Annotated in this window: 12 protein-coding genes; 9 read left to right on the top strand and 3 right to left on the bottom strand. The window is 25.0% G+C overall.

Features of this window, described 5'->3' with window-relative positions; genetic code table 4:
* Positions 1 to 57: 57 nt before the first annotated feature.
* From AACL05_RS05070 to rpoC, 8 genes are all read left to right on the top strand, one after another.
* Complete coding sequence (locus AACL05_RS05070) at positions 58 to 1,008, top strand: IS30 family transposase (RefSeq protein WP_338960236.1); 951 nt, start codon at positions 58 to 60, stop codon at positions 1,006 to 1,008.
* A gap of 100 nt (positions 1,009 to 1,108) precedes the next feature.
* Positions 1,109 to 1,954, top strand: a complete 846-nt coding sequence (locus AACL05_RS05065) for a TIR domain-containing protein (protein ID WP_338985827.1) — start codon at positions 1,109 to 1,111, stop codon at positions 1,952 to 1,954.
* A 759-nt stretch (positions 1,955 to 2,713) separates the two neighbouring features.
* Positions 2,714 to 3,673, top strand: coding sequence for a hypothetical protein (locus AACL05_RS05060; protein WP_338960301.1), 960 nt, complete (start codon positions 2,714 to 2,716; stop codon positions 3,671 to 3,673).
* 379 nt (positions 3,674 to 4,052) lie between these two features.
* Positions 4,053 to 4,265: a hypothetical protein gene (locus AACL05_RS05055; RefSeq protein ID WP_252320294.1), complete on the top strand. Its 213-nt coding sequence runs from the start codon at positions 4,053 to 4,055 to the stop codon at positions 4,263 to 4,265.
* A gap of 362 nt (positions 4,266 to 4,627) precedes the next feature.
* On the top strand, positions 4,628 to 5,119 hold the full coding sequence (gene rplJ / locus AACL05_RS05050) for a 50S ribosomal protein L10 (protein ID WP_338960299.1): 492 nt from the start codon (positions 4,628 to 4,630) through the stop codon (positions 5,117 to 5,119).
* A gap of 41 nt (positions 5,120 to 5,160) precedes the next feature.
* On the top strand, positions 5,161 to 5,541 hold the full coding sequence (rplL, locus tag AACL05_RS05045; RefSeq protein WP_338960297.1) for a 50S ribosomal protein L7/L12: 381 nt from the start codon (positions 5,161 to 5,163) through the stop codon (positions 5,539 to 5,541).
* Positions 5,542 to 5,723: 182 nt separating this feature from the next.
* Positions 5,724 to 9,434: a DNA-directed RNA polymerase subunit beta gene (locus tag AACL05_RS05040; protein WP_338960294.1), complete on the top strand. Its 3,711-nt coding sequence runs from the start codon at positions 5,724 to 5,726 to the stop codon at positions 9,432 to 9,434.
* A 24-nt stretch (positions 9,435 to 9,458) separates the two neighbouring features.
* Positions 9,459 to 13,211 (top strand): DNA-directed RNA polymerase subunit beta', encoded by a 3,753-nt coding sequence (rpoC, locus tag AACL05_RS05035; protein ID WP_338963042.1) that lies wholly within the window; start codon positions 9,459 to 9,461, stop codon positions 13,209 to 13,211.
* A 92-nt stretch (positions 13,212 to 13,303) separates the two neighbouring features.
* Here rpoC and AACL05_RS05030 read toward each other — a convergent pair whose 3' ends face one another.
* The 3 genes from AACL05_RS05030 to AACL05_RS05020 form a co-directional block, all read right to left on the bottom strand.
* Complete coding sequence (locus AACL05_RS05030; RefSeq protein WP_338985825.1) at positions 13,304 to 14,668, bottom strand: TIR domain-containing protein; 1,365 nt, start codon at positions 14,666 to 14,668, stop codon at positions 13,304 to 13,306.
* 337 nt (positions 14,669 to 15,005) lie between these two features.
* The gene (locus tag AACL05_RS05025) at positions 15,006 to 15,446 is read right to left on the bottom strand and encodes a hypothetical protein (RefSeq protein WP_338960290.1); all 441 of its coding nucleotides are present in this window, start codon (positions 15,444 to 15,446) and stop codon (positions 15,006 to 15,008) included.
* Positions 15,447 to 15,828: 382 nt separating this feature from the next.
* Positions 15,829 to 16,488, bottom strand: coding sequence for a hypothetical protein (locus tag AACL05_RS05020; RefSeq protein ID WP_338985823.1), 660 nt, complete (start codon positions 16,486 to 16,488; stop codon positions 15,829 to 15,831).
* 351 nt (positions 16,489 to 16,839) lie between these two features.
* Here AACL05_RS05020 and AACL05_RS05015 point away from each other — a divergent pair, with 351 nt between their 5' ends.
* Positions 16,840 to 17,790 carry an IS30 family transposase gene (locus AACL05_RS05015; protein WP_338960236.1) on the top strand — a complete coding sequence of 317 codons (951 nt, stop codon included), beginning with the start codon at positions 16,840 to 16,842 and terminating at the stop codon, positions 17,788 to 17,790.
* Positions 17,791 to 17,826: the final 36 nt, after the last annotated feature.

Genomic DNA, 17,826 nt, shown 5'->3' with positions numbered 1-17,826 from the left:
TCATATAAAAATTTCATAATGCTAAATTTAGTTTAGAAAAAAGTAAGGAGTTTTTATATGAGTTATAAACATCTTGGCATAGATGAAAGGATTTATATTGAGAATCAATTGAAATTTAAATTTAAAATTAGTGAAATAGCTAAAAATCTTAATCGAAGTATTAGTACTATTATTCGAGAAATTAATAGAAATAAAGATAATAATCATTATTTTTCATTAATTGCACAAAATAAAGCTGAAAATCGAAAACAATCACATATTAGTTTTCATAAGTTTAAAAATAAGAATTTAGTAAAATATGTACAACAAAAATTACTATTAGGTTGATCACCTGAACAAATTTATGGCAGAATTAAAAATTTTCATAAAGAGTGAGTTATTAGTTTTAAAACAATTTATACTTGAATTTATTTTGGAATGCTTGATAAAGTTACTAGTAAAAATTTAAGAAGAAAAGGTAAAAAACGAAAATCTAAAGAAAATCGTGGCAAGTTTAATGGTAAATCAATTAAAGAACGAGATATAAATGTTAATGATCGTATAACACTTGGTCATTGAGAAGGAGATACTATAGTATCATCACGAGGTAAAAGCAAATCATGTTTAATAACTTTAGTTGAAAGAGTATCACGATTTACTTTAGCAATATTAGTTAAAAACAGAACTACTAAAGTTATTAATAAAAATGTTAGTTATTATTTATCAATTCTTCCTAAAAACATTGTTAAAACTATTACTTTTGATCGTGGCAAAGAATTTTCAAATTGACAACAACTTGAAAAAAATTTAGATATAAAAATTTATTTTGCCAATCCATATTCACCTTGACAAAGAGGTACTAATGAAAATACTAATGGTTTAATTAGAGAAAAATTTCCTAAAAAATTTATTTTTTCAAAAACTAATAAAAATGAAGTTCATAAATTTATATTGTCTTTAAACCAAAGACCAAGAAAAATACTAAATTATCTTTCACCAATCGAATATTTGGATAGAAAAATAATTTAGTTGCACTTACCTTTACAATTTAGCATTTTATAATAAAGTATAAACTTATTAAAGTTTATAAAAAATATTTTTAAAATTTTAAAAAAGAGGTTAATGAATAATGTTAAAAATTTTTATTTCATATCATCATTTAAGAGAACAAAAAGCAAAGGATGAATTATCAGAATTAATTTTGCAGTGTTATGGAGAATATTTTGAAGTGAAAGACGTATCTGTAAAACTAGGTGATATTGATCCGCAATTGCCTCCTAAAAAGATATTTAAAACTATTAGAGAAGAGTATTTAAAAGATTCAGACATTACTGTAGTTATTTTAGGAAAACATACAAAATGTAGAAAACATATTGATTGAGAAATTGCATCTTCATTATCAATATATGGTAGTCTTCATCGAAGGGGAAAAAATGGTTTATTAATACTTTTAACTGATGATTTTATTAAAAAAGCAAAAAAAAATTGTGATTTTAATGATAATGATTACAAAACTTTAATTAATGAACAAAATTCTACTCCAAGAATTTATGAAAATGTAATAAATAACTATGCAATCGTTGAAAGTTTTTCAAATGTAGTTTCAAATCCTTTAAAGTTTAAAAAATTACTTGATAAATGTCAAGATAAAGTTAAAACTGAAAAATTGAAAAAAAACTTTGATCTTTTCAAAGAAATAAATTTGTTTGAAGAAAATATAGAAGATTGTCCAAAAAAATCTAAAAAGAAACTAAATTGTTATCTCTCTTCACAAAAACAGAAATCACAAAAAAATTTGTTTGAAGAAAATATAGAAGATTGTCCAAAAAAATCTAAAAAGAAACTAAATTGTTATCTCTCTTCACAAAAACAGAAATCACAAAAAAATTTATTTGAAGACATTAAAACAAAAGTGAATAATATAGACTCTATTTCTGCAACTATTCAATATTTATTTGTTGATTTCTTTTTTTAAATCAAATTATTATCAAAAATATATAAAATTAAAAAGGTTTTATTTTTTTTAGTAAATAAAACTAAAAAAACTTTATTTTAGTAGTATAATAAAAATACTTACTTAGTTAAGGGTAAGTAAATATTCATTGCGGTTGGCACCTAACAGTGAATAGGAGTTACCATTATTGGTAACTCTTTTATTTTAAATAATTATTATATACCTCAAAATTTAATAATATTTAAATTATTTATATAATATGAAAATAAAAAATATTGTAAAAATTTCTAAAATTTGGTAAAAGATAAGTGTAAAACTAAATATAGTTTTTAATCCATTGCTTTGTTTGTAAGTAAATGGGTTTTATTTTACTAAGAAGGTGTATAAAATGCGTGATAATGATAAAAGAAAATCAACAACATTTCAGCGAATAATGGAAAATAATCCAGAAAATATTTTTGCTCAAACCGATGGTTCTATAAAAAAAGACATGGAGGTTTAGCAATAAAATCTTCTAGAAGTGAAAATAGTTTAAATGAAGCAAATAATGATAGTAATGTTTTAAATAAATATAAATATAATTGTCTTACAATTATAGAAGATCAAAAGATAAGTAAACTTAGAGAAGAAATTTTTAATTTTACAAAACAATTAGAAGATGTCAAAAGAACAAATGATGATTTAAATAAAAAATTAACTATTATTAGAGAAAATCTTTTTGAATTAGAAATTATTCAACTTAAACCTTTACTTGATGATTTAAAACGTAAAGAAAGAAAAATGGAAATAAATAAAACTAAGAAACAAAATACAACCGATAGTGAATTTAGAGAATATTTTGCGCTTAAAGAAACAATATCAGATAAAGAATTAGAAATTGAAGAACAAAGAAATATAAAAAAAGAATTGAATAATAATATTAAAAAAAATAATTCTAAAATTGAAGAATTAGAAAATACTATAAGCAATTTAAATAGTGAACTAGATAGTTATAGTGATGATTGGATGCCGTTATCATTAAAAGAAAATATTAATAGAAGAATAGAACTACAAAGAAAAATTGATGAAGAAAATTTAACTGAAGAGCAAAAACTAGAAATATTTTCTAATATTTCTAAGTTAAAAAAAGAAATAAAAAAAGAATGAAATATTAAAAATCAAAATGTTCAAAAAATTTATGAAGAAATTTTTCCAATTGAAGATAAGATATTTTATATAACAACTTTAGTTTATAATGATGAATCAATTTTTGAAGAAATAATATATTTTGATAATAATGAAAAAAATGAGGTTGAAGTTTGAAAACAGACTAAAAAGTACCAGAGTATTGAAGAATATAAAAAAAGCACTTGTTTAATTGATAAAGAAAATGCAAATAATATTAGTACAATGCCAGTTAAAGAATTATTAAAAGAACAAATGGAATTAAAATCAAAGCCATCTAAAACGGAGTGAAAAGTTTGGGTTATTATTTTAGTCATTACTATTGTTATTGTTGTTCTTCCAAATTTGCTTCCTGTGATTTTAGCTCCTTATTTGGCTGCTGCAATAGTGGCAACAATTAAGATTGATATTGCTATTGCTTCAGTTTTTATTAGTGGAGGTTTTAAAGCAATTACATCAGTTTTTTCAACTGCATCAAAAAAAGTTGAATCATGAATTTATAATAAAATATTTAAAAATAATAAAGATAAAAAAGAAAAAGAAAAAAAGAAGTTAAATCAGTATCTAAGGATTTAACAAGTGATAAATTAGAAACTAAGTTAGAAACACAATTTAATATATTAAAATAAGAACTGGATGGTAGAAAACTTAAAACTATAAATTAACTAATGAATGATAAAACAATAATAAATGTTGAAAATAATATAATTCCACTTGAAAATCAGTTTGATGTAGATAAAGCAAATTCTATGGACAATATGCAACCTCCTACAAATGTAAGACAACGACGTTACTCATTTTAAAATATAACGATAATTAGTTTAATTATTCTTACTTAATTAAGTAAGAATAATTTTTTATATATTTTTATATATATTTTTAATAAAAAATATATAATTTTATTGAGTATTTAAAGGTAGAAAAAATATTCAAAAAGTGAAAGGAATAATAAATTATGCCATGAAAATCTATTGAGAATAATAAATTAAAACAAGAAGCACATGCTAAAAATGCTGATAAAATAAATAAAGCTTGAGGAGAAAAAAATGAATCTGAAAGAAGAGAAAGAGTTTGTAAAAATCTTGAGTTAGATAAATCAAAAATAAATAGTGAATCTTCTTCAAGTGAAAGCAAAAACTCTAGTAGTAAAAATAGTAACCAGTTATAAAAAAACAATTTTTTTAATTAAAATAAACTTCAATATGAAGTTTATTTTAATTTATTTTTTTAATCTTAATTAAGATATTGATGAAATTAGCATTTATGTTATTAAAAATAGTGTTTATAACTTAAAAGATATATAATAAAAAATTATTTATTTAATCTTTTGTAAATTTTTCTTGATTTTAATATATATATATCATATAATATATAAGCTAGAATAAGCCAAAGACAGCAACGGACTTTTGTCTTAATTATGTTGCTCAGGTAATTTCCATCATTATATATGCATGTGATTTACTCGGTTTTGTTCCGAGTTTTATTTACTACTTATTGCTAGTTATTTCAGAATAATAAGGAGGTGTACTTATGCGCCCAGCAATGGTTGAAAAACAAAAAACTATTGATTTAATTGCTAAGCAAATTAATGATTCAAAAACAACAATTGTTGTACAATATCAAGGTATGAATGTTGAAGAAATTAGTTCTTTATGTAAGGAATTAAGAGCTAAAGGTGCAACATTCACTATTTATAAGAATAATTTAGTTGCTCGTGCTTTAAAAAAAGAATATTCATCGCTTGAAAGTAGTTTAGTTGGCCCAAATGGTTTTATCTTTGGATTTGAAAACGACTTAGAAACAGCTAAAATAGTTTCTAATTATGCTAAAATTAATAAATTATTAGTATTAAGAGGTGGCATTTTTGAAGGGAAAGTTATTGACCAAAGTGAGTTACAAAAAATAGCTTCATTACCATCAAAATTAGAATTAATTTCAATGTTAGCTTCTTGTTTACAAGCACCAGTTTGCAATTTGGCTTTAGCAATTAAAGCAGTAGCCCAACAAAAAGAAAACGCATAATTAACACTTATTAAATAAAAAAATATATGGAGGAAAAAATAATGGAAAATATTACAAATAAACAAATTATTGAACATGTTAAAACAATGACAGCAGTTCAATTAAAAGAATTAGTTGAATTAATTGAAACAACTTTTGGAGTAACTGCAGCAGTTGTTTCTGCACCATCAGCAGCTAAAGAAGAAGCAACAAAACCATCAACAGTTTCTGTAATCTTAAAAGAAGTAGGAGACAAAAAAGTTGATGTTATTAAAGCAGTTAAAGCAATTGTTGGTGGTACAATGTCTTTAATGGATGCTAAAAAAATGGTTGATGCAGTAGCAACAGGACCACAAAAGATTTTAGAAAATATTGATACAGCAAAAGCAACAGAACACGAAGCAACGTTAAAAGCCGTTGGTGCTATTGTTGAAGTTAAGTAGTTCAAATATTAAAAATTTATATGAAAACCAGTTTTAATTAATACTGGTTTTCTGTTTGTTATTTAACTAAAAATTATCAACTTAAAACTTAATATTTTATCAAACTAATTAGTAAATTAATACTAATTAACTGAAATCAAATTATTTGATTTTAATAAATTTTTAAAATTGGAGATGAACCAATGTCATATACTACAAAACAATTTGGTCATTATGCTAAAAGACGTGACTATACTAAAGTATCAGGAAATTTAGATCTTCCTGATTTAATTTCAATTCAACGTGATACTTATAAATGATTTATTGATACAGGAATACAAGAAGTATTTAATGAAATATTTCCGGTAACTGATAATGATAATCGTATTATTTTATCATTGATTGATTGAGAATTTCGTAAACCAAGAAGAACATTAAAAGAAGCAAAAGATGAGTCAAAAACTTATGAAGCACCAATCTATACAAAATTATCTTTATCAATTCATGAAAATAATCATCATTTAACTATTGCTGCTAAAGATAATATTTTAGATTATTTAATGCGTTGAATTAAAGACCAATTTGGTATTAAAAACATTAATGAACCAAAAGTTAGCGATAATATATATTATTTTGAAGAAAAAAATGTTCATGCTAATAGTGAATTTTCAACTATTGAAGTTACTATTAAAAGTAGAGAAGAAGATGTTTTAATTGTTGATTATACATTAACTCGTGAAGGAGATGTATTTTTAGGTGATTTTCCATTAATGACACAAAAAGGAACATTTATTATTAATGGAAGTGAAAAGGTTGTTGTTTCACAATTAGTTCGTTCACCAGGTGCATATTTTAAAATTGAAATTGATCCAAAAACCGGATTATATAAATTTTTAGGTGATTTAATTCCATCACGTGGAACTTGACTAGAATTTGAAACTGATTCTAAACGTAATAAATTAGTTCGTAATAAAAATGCAATTAAAGATATTATTCAAGTTAAAATTGAAAAATCACGTAAAATTGCAGTAACCACTTTACTTACTGCCTTAGGATTAACTAAAGATGATGTTATTAATATCATTGGTAAAGATGATGTTTTATTAAATACTTATGAATATGATGAACATCAAAATTGACCAGCAGCAGTACAAGAAATTTATAAAAAAATTAAAGCCGGAGAAACTGCCAGTGTTGATGGTGCTGCAAAATTTTTAACTGGATTATTATTTGATTCAAAAAAATATGATTTAACAAAAGCAGGAAGATATAAGCTAATTCAAAAATTAGCTATTACAGATCGTGTTTTAAATTACATTCTAGCTGAAGATATTAAAGATATTAGAGGTAATGTTGTTTTATCCAAAAAAACAGTAATTGGTAAATCACAATTAGAAATTCTAAAAACAGTATTAGAAGAAGGAGCATGTTTAGTACCTTTAAAAACATCAATCAGTGATAGTGAACCAAAACATTATGTGCAGTTAATTAAAGTTTATAATGATAAAGAAAGATTAAATGAAGTTATTAATGTTGTTGGAATTAATCCTAAATGTAAAGAAGTAATTATTACTATTGCTGATGTTTTAGCAACGCTTTCTTATATTTTAAATTTTGTTCATGGTATTGGTAATGCTGATGATATTGATCACTTAGCAAATCGTCGTATTCGTACAATTGGTGAATTATTACAAAACCAATTTCGTATTGGAATGGGACGTATTGAAAAAAACGTTAAAGAAAAAATGTCAACTACTGATAGTGATAAAATGAAACCAGCAAATATTACAAATAATAAACCATTAACAGCTGTTATTGGTGAGTTTTTTAACTTATCACAATTATCACAATTTATGGATCAAACTAATCCATTAGCAGAATTGGCTAATAAAAGACGTTTAACTGCTTTAGGACCTGGTGGATTATCACGTGATCGTGCTAGTTTAGAAGTTCGTGATGTTCACTATTCTCACTATGGAAGAATTTGTCCGATTGAAACTCCTGAAGGACCTAATATTGGTTTAATCAATAATTTAGCCACTTATGCTCGTATTAATGAATACGGTTTTATTGAAACACCTTACCGTCAAGTAATTGCAGGTAAAATTACTAATGAAATTAAATATTTAACTGCTGGTGAAGAAAAGAATTATATCATTGCACAAGCTAATATTGAATTAGATACTAATAATGTTATTAAAAATAATAATGTTATTGCTCGTAGTAATGGTCAAAATATTATTGTTGGACCAAACGAAGTTGAATATATTGATGTTTCACCAAAACAAATTGTGTCAATAGCTACAAGTTGTATTCCCTTTTTAGAAAATGATGATGCTAACCGTGCTTTAATGGGAGCTAATATGCAACGTCAAGCAATTCCATTATTAAAACCGCAAACACCAATTGTTGGTACGGGTGTTGAGTATGCTGTTGCTCGTGACTCAGGATTAGCTATTGTTGCTAATTTACCGGGAGTTGTACAATATGTTGATTCTCATGAAATTATTATTAAATCAGAAGATGAAATAACAACTTATGAGTTAAGTCGTTTTGAACGTAGTAATCAAGGAACAGCAGTAACTCATGTGCCATTAGTAAAAGTTGGTGATAAAGTTGAAGTTAATCAAATTTTAGCAGATGGACCTTCGATGAAAGATGGCGAACTTGCATTAGGACAAAATGTAATTATTGCTTTCATGACTTGACATGGTTATAACTATGAAGATGCTATTATTATTAGTGAACGTTTAGTAAAAGATGATGTTTATACTTCAATGCATATTGAAGAATATAATTTAGAATGTCGAAAAACAAAACAAGGTAAAGAAGAAATTACACGTGAAATCCCTAATACTTCTGAACAATCAAGAGGTTATCTTGATGATGAAGGAATTGTTTTAATTGGAACTGAAGTTAAAGAAGGAGATATTCTTGTTGGTAAAGTTACACCAAAAGGTCAAACACAATCAACTGCTGAAGAAAAATTATTAGCAGCTATTTTTGGTGAAAAATCACGTAATGTTAAAGATAATTCATTACGAGTACCTAATGGTGGTGCTGGAATTGTTCAAGGTATTAAACGTTATAAACGTGAAGATGGTTTTGACTTACCTTCAGAAGTAGAAGAAGTAGTTAAAATATTTATTGTCCAAAAACGTAAAATCCGAGAAGGAGATAAAATGGCTGGAAGACACGGAAATAAAGGTGTTATTTCTAAAGTCTTACCAATTGAAGATATGCCTTTCCTAGAAGATGGAACACCGGTTGATATTATGTTAAATCCATTAGGAGTACCATCGCGGATGAATATTGGACAAATTCTTGAATTACACTTAGGAATGGCTGCTAAAACTTTAGGAATTAAAGTAGCAACCCCTGTTTTTGATGGTGCAAAAAATCAAGACTTGTTAGATATTATGAAAGAAGCAAAATATAATGATTTTGATAAATTAACATTATATGATGGTTTAACTGGTGAAAAGTTTGCCAAGAAAATTTCTGTTGGTGTTATGTATATGCTAAAACTATCACATATGGTAGATGATAAATTACATGCTCGTAATGTGGGTCCATATTCATTAATTACTCAACAACCATTAGGTGGTAAGGCACAAAATGGTGGACAAAGATTTGGAGAAATGGAAGTTTGAGCATTAGAAGCTTATGGTGCTGCTCATACTTTACAAGAAATCCTAACTATTAAATCTGATGATATTAAAGGTAGAATTAAAACTTATGAAGCGATTCTACGTAATAAACAGATTCCAACGCCAGGTATCCCTGAATCATTTAATGTTTTAACAAAAGAACTACAAGGTTTAGGAATAAATATTGTGTTAATTGACGAAAAAGGTCAAGAACAAAAAGTGGTAACTTACGATGAAGAAGTCGAAAGTTATCTTGAGGATTAGAAAAGGAGTAATAAATATATGCAAATGCAAAAAAATTCAAAACATTATACTGCCCTTAAAATTTCTCTTGCTTCTCCCGATCAAATTCGCTCATGATCACATGGAGAAATTACAAAGCCAGAAACAATTAATTATAAGTCATTAAAACCTGAAAAAGATGGATTATTTGATGCACGAATATTTGGACCAACTAAAAATTATGAATGTACTTGTGGTAAATATAAGAAAATAAAAAATAAAGGTAAAGTTTGTGAACGTTGTTTAGTAGAAATTACTGAAGCAATTGTTCGACGTGAACGTTTAGGACACATTGAGTTAGAAGAGCCAGTAACTCATATTTGAATGTTAAAGGCTTCTCCTTCAAGAATTGCGTTAGCATTAGATATGAAAGCTAAAGACTTAGAAGAAGTAGCATATTTTGTTTCTTATATTGTTTTAGACCCAGGGACCGCTAAAGGTTTAAAACAAAAAATGATTATGGATTTAGGTAATGCTAAATCTTCAACTGATACTCGTAATCGTTTACGTAAAGTATTTGCACAAATTTTAGAACAATTAGAACCTTCTTCTTTTGCTTATACTCGTGCTCAAATGTTAACTGATACTTTAGCAGATACTTCACGTCCATTTTCAATGGATGAATGTGCTCAATTTATTACTAAACATACTGGAACAAAATTTGGAATTGGTGCTTCAGCTATTGAGTATTTATTAAAAAATATTAATTTAGAAAAAGAATTTCTTGCCATTAAAAAACAATTGACAAACAAGAAATCACAAACTGATCGTAGAAAACTAGAACGTCGTTTAGATGTTATTGATTCATTTGCTAAATCAGGAAATAAACCAGAATGAATGGTATTACACGCTATTCCGGTGATTCCACCTGATATTCGTCCAATTATTCAGTTAGATGGTGGTCGTTTTACAACATCAGAAATTAATGATTTATATCGAAGAATTATTATTCGTAATGAACGCTTAAAAAAAGTAAAACAAATGGGAGCACCAATCTTAATTATTAATAATGAAAAAAGAATGTTGCAAGAATCAGTTGATGCTTTATTTGATAATGAACGTAAAGCACGTCCAGTAACAGGAAGAGATAAACGTCCATTAAAATCTTTAACTTCAACATTAAAAGGAAAACAAGGACGTTTCCGTCAAAACTTATTAGGTAAGCGTGTTGATTATTCAGGTCGAAGTGTTATTGCTGTTGGTCCGGAATTAAAAATGTATCAATGTGGTATTCCTCGTGATATGGCAATTATTTTGTTCAAACCTTTTGTTGTGCAAAGATTAGTTCATCAAGAATTAGCTTTAAATATTAAAATTGCTGAAAAATTAATTGAAATCCAAGATGAACGAATTTGAGATGTTTTAGAAGAAGTAATTAAAGATCGTCCTGTTTTATTAAACCGTGCCCCAACTTTACACCGTTTAGGAATTCAAGCATTTGAACCAATTCTAGTTAAAGGGAAAGCTATTCGTTTACATCCACTAGTAACTCCTGCTTTTAATGCTGACTTTGATGGTGACCAAATGGCTGTTCACGTGCCAATTACCCAAGAAGCAGTAGCTGAAGCAAGAAGTTTAATGTTAGGTTCAAAAAATATTTTAAGTCCTAAAGATGGTAAACCAATTGTTACGCCAACTCAAGATATGGTTCTTGGTAATTATTATTTAACTATTGAAAAATTAGATGAATTAGGTCAAGGTTCAATTTTTAAAGATGTTAATGAAGCAATTAAAGCTTATGATACAAAACAAGTTTCATTACATGCTATTATTGGAATTCGTGTTGCTAGTTTAGGTGCAAGTAAATTTGCTGCTACCGATCAAAACAAATTTTTAATTACTACTATTGGTAAGATTATTTTTAATCAAATGTTTTCAGAAAGAATGCCATTTATTAATCGCCCAAATATTATTAATTTAACTGAAACCCATAATGAAGATTTAGTTACAACTGATGTTGATTTTCGTGAATTTATTAAAAAAAGAATTATTGTTGAACCATTTAAGAAAAAAGCTTTAGCAGATATTATTCATAAATATTTTAAAACTTTTGGAACTCAATTAACTGCACAAATGTTAGATAAAATGAAAAATCTTGGTTTTAAATTTTCAACAATTTCAGGAACAACAATTTCTGCAGGCGATGTTGTATCTTATTCAGGTAAAACAAGATTATTTAAAGAAGCAGATGAATATGTTAAAACAATTAACAAGTTTTATAAACAAGGTATGCTAACTAATCGTGAGCGTCATTACCATATTATTAATAAATGAAGTGGAATTAAAAATAATATTCAAGTTGAACTAGAAACAGTTTTAAGAAAAGATATTGAAAATCCAATCTTTATGATGTGAGATTCAGGTGCTAGAACTAATATTAGTAACTTTACTCAATTAGTAGGGATGCGTGGTTTAATGAATAATCCAAAAGGAGAAGTTATTGAATTACCAATTAAATCTTCATTCCGTGAAGGATTAAATGTTTCAGAGTTCTTTATTTCTACCCATGGTGCTCGTAAAGGAATGGCAGATATGGCGCTTAAAACTTCTGACTCAGGTTATTTAACAAGAAGACTAGTTGACGTTTCACAAGATATTATTGTTACTGAAGAAGATTGTAATACCGGTAATGGCTTTATAATTAGTGACGTTGTTGACCAAAAACGTAATAATATTATTGTGCCCTTACGTGACCGTTTATTTGGACGTTTTGTTCAAGGTGATGTTGTTGATAGTAAAAATAATGTAATTGTTGCAAATAATGAATTAATTACTGAAAAATTAGTAGAAACAATATTAGAGGCAAAAATTACAAAAATAAATATTCGTTCAGTTTTAACTTGTGAAGCAAGTTATGGTGTTTGTCAAAAATGTTATGGTATTAATTTAACAACAGGTTCTATTGTTGCTATTGGTGAAGCAGTTGGAATTATTGCAGCGCAATCAATTGGTGAACCAGGAACTCAACTAACGATGAGAACTTTCCATACTGGAGGAGTTGCTGGTGGTAGTGATATTACCCAAGGATTACCAAGAATTAAAGAATTATTAGATATTACTAATCCCAAAGGTGCTGTTGCTATTATTAGTGAGTTTGATGGTAAAGTAACAGATATTCGTGAAGAGCAAGGAATTTATACAATTACTGTAAAGTCAAAACTTGACTATAAAGAATATAAAACTCAATATAATGCGCAGGTAAGAATTAAAATTGGTGATAATGTTAAGATTGGCCAAAAACTAACTGAAGGTGCAATTAATATTACACAATTACTAGAAATAGCAGGAATCATTGAAGTTCAACAATATATTTTAAAAGAAGTACAACGTGTTTATCGTTTACAAGGAATTGAAATTTCTGATAAGTATATTGAAATTATTGTAAAACAAATGTTGAATCGTATTTTTGTAGTTGAAGGTAATGATTCACCATTATTGCCTGGAGCGATTGTTGATATCAAAGAATTTAAGAATGTTAATGCTAAAATTATTGTTGCTGGTAAAAAACCCGCTTTTGGTCATCCAATTATTTTAGGGATTAAAAAAGCACCATTAGAATCAGAATCATTCTTGGCTGCTGCTTCTTTCCAAGATACAACAAGAGTATTAACTAATGCTGTTATTAAGTCAAAACAAGATAATTTACGTGGTTTAAAGGAAAATGTTATTTTAGGAAACTTGATACCGGCCGGTACTGGTTTAATGCCAACTGAGAAGTTAATAGGTATGGGTAATTCTTCACTTGAAGAAGAATACTAAATTAAAATAAAAATAAAAAGTGAGAATTTTATTCTCACTTTTTAAATATTTATATTTTATTTTCTAATGTTTAATTTTACTAGTTGTATGTTTTAAAGATAGGATAAATATATTTCTGGACATTCTTGTGTATAATTAGTTTTACCAGAATTTATAAATTTTTTTGTTTTTTTAGTAAACTCTTGCATTGTTTTTTCTTCTTTTTCTTTTGCTTCACATTCTTCTGAATTACCTTTTTTATGGAGATGTATTCTTTTAAAATTTTCATCTTTCATTATACTTATTTTTTGTAGTTTACTACCAATTCCACTATCTTTACTATTATGTTTTAAAGATAATTTTCTTAAAAGATTACTTTTATTATCATCTTTAGTAAAGTTGGTTGTAGTTTCTTGTAGTAATTGATTATTAATTTCACTATCTTGAATTGAAGTTAATATTACATTATCTATTTTTTCCTCTAATTTAAAAGGTACTACAATATTACTATCATTATCTTTGTTAAAATCATTATCTTTACTCAAAGTTAATATTGCATCATTTATTTTTTCCTCTGATTTAGAAGGTACTACAATATTACTATCATCATCTTCGTTAAAACCACTATCTTGACTTGAAGTTAATTTTTCATTATTTATTTTTTCCTCTGATTTAGAAGGTACTACACTATCATTATCATCATTTTCTTTGTTAACACCATTATCTTTATTTGAAGATAATTTTGTATTTTCTATTTCTTCGTCTGATTTAGAAAGTATTTCAATATCACTATCTTCTTCTTTAAAACCATTATCTTTATTTGAAGATAATATTGCATTATCTATTTCTTTTTTTTCATTAAAAACAGTATCTTTAGTATTATCTTTTAAAACAGTTGGTTTTAAAAAACTAGGGCTGATAACATTTTGATAAAACATTTCTTCTTTTTTATGATTAGATTGAACTTTATCAAGTAAATTTTTAAGAATTATTATATCTGAAAAGATTTCATCATAAGTAGCAATAATTACATGTTTATTTATTACGGTTTCATATATTCTTTGACCAGCATTTTCTTGGGTGATTAAAGAAGAATAATCACAAGTGTTATTAAAATTACAATTTATTTTTGCTTTTTTAATAAAATCAGCAGTTAAAAGTATTATAAAACTATTTATCTTCTTTCTTCTATTTAAACTTCCATATTTATTTAATGAAGCTTCAATTTCTCAGTCAATATGTTGTCTACATTTTGTATGTATTCCTAGAATAAGAATAGTAATAGTTGTATCTTTTAAATGATTTTGTCTAATAGTTTTAGCGATTTCATTATTTGATCATGTGGTATCAATATCCCCTATTTCTACAGACATGTCTTTTATATTTAAATAATTAGCATACTTTTTAATTAACTCTGCTAATTGGTCTTTTTCTTCTTGTTCTCTTAGATGATGATATGAAATAAAAATTTTTCTCACTGTTTAACTCCTTTTTTTAACATTATTAAGACTTATGTTTTATAATCAAAAAAATTATAAAACATAAGTCTTAATAGGTAATTTTAAAGATATTGTTTTAAAAATTTAAATTTGTTTTTTACTTATATTTTATTTAAACATTTAATATTTTAATCTGTGTAGTTTAATAATTTTTTGATTTGTTCATTAGTTGCAGTTGAAAGTGAAAGTATTGAAATAAAATATAAGTATTTGTTTTCTATTAAATCTTTTCTAACTTTATCAATTTGTTTTCAAAAATCTTCGATTTCTTCTTTGCTTAAATTTTCATCATTAATGATGAAATTACCATTAGTATCTATTTTGTTAGTGATCTACTAGCAATTAAGATTGGTCTGATTTTTAAATTCATAATTTTTAAAATTACATCTGTTACTAAATTATTGTTATCGGAAGTTAATAATATTTGTTTACTTTCATCAAAAGTATTTTTAATACTTTTGATTGCTTCAGAAACTCTTCCTTCGGATTTATTTACTAATATTGAACTTGTCAAAATTATAAAAAAATTTCAGGCAATTTTTGTTGGTTTTTTATTAACTCCACTTTCTGATTTTAGGAATTTTTTAAATAAATTTATATCAACATCTCTAATAAATATTTCTTTAAAATATTTTCTTAGTTTTATTTTTAATTCTTTTTTCGTTCCTATGATTTGACTAAAATCATTTGAAGAAAGTATCCTTTTAACTTTGTTTTTTTGTTTATAATTTAATAAAAATTTTATTAGTAAAAACATTAAAAGTAATATGAAAAAAATAAGTAAAGCAATACTTGAAATATAAGCTATTCAATTAAATATTTTAGTTGTAGTCAATCTGCTTTTCCTTAGTTTTATCCATAAAATGTTAAACATAATACGACAAAAAAATATATAACTTTTATATTTATAATTTGGGGTATTAGTTTAAAAAAAATAAAAAAATTTAGTATTATAATTTTTTAATTAAATAGTTACTTGTTTTGTGTTAGTTATTAATTTTATTTTAGTTTCTTATTAATATTTATTGAAAATTATTATGATATTAATAATAATATTCCATTTTAATTATATACATATATAATTAAAAAAATCTATTAAAAAGCAACATAATATAAGAATTTTTTTAAAAAAATTATTTTTATAATGTTTCTTTTTTATGTATTTTATACTGATCTGTGTAGTTTAATAATTTTTTGATTTGTTCATTAGTTGCAGTTGAAAGTGAAAGTATTGAAATAAAATATAAGTATTTGTTTTCTATTAAATCTTTTCTAACTTTATCAATTTGTTTTCAAAAATTTTCGATTTCTTCTTTGCTTAAATTTTCATCATTAATGATAAAATTACCATTAGTATCTATTTTTGTTAGTGATCTACTAGCAATTAAGATTGGTCTGATTTTTAAATTCATAATTTTTAAAATTACATCTGTTACTAAGTTATTTTTATCAGAAGTTAATAATATTTGTTTACTTTCATCAAAAGTATTAAAAATACTTTTGATTGCTTCAGAAACTCTTCCTTCGGATTTATTTACTAATATTGAACTTGTCAAAATTATAAAAAAATTTCAGGCAATTTTTGTTGGTTTTTTATTAACTCCACTTTCTGATTTTAGGAATTTTTTAAATAAATTTATATCAACATCTCTAATAAATATTTCTTTAAAATATTTTCTTAGTTTTATTTTTAATTCTTTTTTCGTTTCTATGATTTGACTAAAATCATTTGAAGAAAGTATTCTTTTAACTTTGTTTTTTTGTTTATAATTTAATAAAAATTTTATTAGTAAAAACATTAAAAGTAATATAAAAGAAATAAGTAAGCTAGAACCAGAAATAACACCTATTCAACTAAATACTTGATTTTGACTCAATTTAATTTTCCTTTCAAATAACATGAAATATGATGTTGATATTTTATTTTAATTATACATAGACATAATAAAAATTAAATATTTATTAAGTGTATTTTACAAATTTTTGAATATGTATATAAAATAAATAATAAAATTAAAACTTAGATAAAAAAATATTTTTTGTTAAGCTGAGTTATACTTGTAAGTGCAAGTAAATAAAATTGCAAAAAATTCTCATATAAAAATTTCATAATGCTAAATTTAGTTTAGAAAAAAGTAAGGAGTTTTTATATGAGTTATAAACATCTTGGCATAGATGAAAGGATTTATATTGAGAATCAATTGAAATTTAAATTTAAAATTAGTGAAATAGCTAAAAATCTTAATCGAAGTATTAGTACTATTATTCGAGAAATTAATAGAAATAAAGATAATAATCATTATTTTTCATTAATTGCACAAAATAAAGCTGAAAATCGAAAACAATCACATATTAGTTTTCATAAGTTTAAAAATAAGAATTTAGTAAAATATGTACAACAAAAATTACTATTAGGTTGATCACCTGAACAAATTTATGGCAGAATTAAAAATTTTCATAAAGAGTGAGTTATTAGTTTTAAAACAATTTATACTTGAATTTATTTTGGAATGCTTGATAAAGTTACTAGTAAAAATTTAAGAAGAAAAGGTAAAAAACGAAAATCTAAAGAAAATCGTGGCAAGTTTAATGGTAAATCAATTAAAGAACGAGATATAAATGTTAATGATCGTATAACACTTGGTCATTGAGAAGGAGATACTATAGTATCATCACGAGGTAAAAGCAAATCATGTTTAATAACTTTAGTTGAAAGAGTATCACGATTTACTTTAGCAATATTAGTTAAAAACAGAACTACTAAAGTTATTAATAAAAATGTTAGTTATTATTTATCAATTCTTCCTAAAAACATTGTTAAAACTATTACTTTTGATCGTGGCAAAGAATTTTCAAATTGACAACAACTTGAAAAAAATTTAGATATAAAAATTTATTTTGCCAATCCATATTCACCTTGACAAAGAGGTACTAATGAAAATACTAATGGTTTAATTAGAGAAAAATTTCCTAAAAAATTTATTTTTTCAAAAACTAATAAAAATGAAGTTCATAAATTTATATTGTCTTTAAACCAAAGACCAAGAAAAATACTAAATTATCTTTCACCAATCGAATATTTGGATAGAAAAATAATTTAGTTGCACTTACCTTTACAATTTAGCTTAAAATATAAT

It is taken from the genome of Spiroplasma endosymbiont of Thecophora atra, assembly GCF_964019735.1.
Lineage (GTDB): Bacteria > Bacillota_I > Bacilli_A > Mycoplasmatales > VBWQ01 > Spiroplasma_E > Spiroplasma_E ixodetis_A.
Note: the sequence above shows the minus strand (reverse complement) of the source record. Positions and strands in the feature narration are given on the sequence as shown.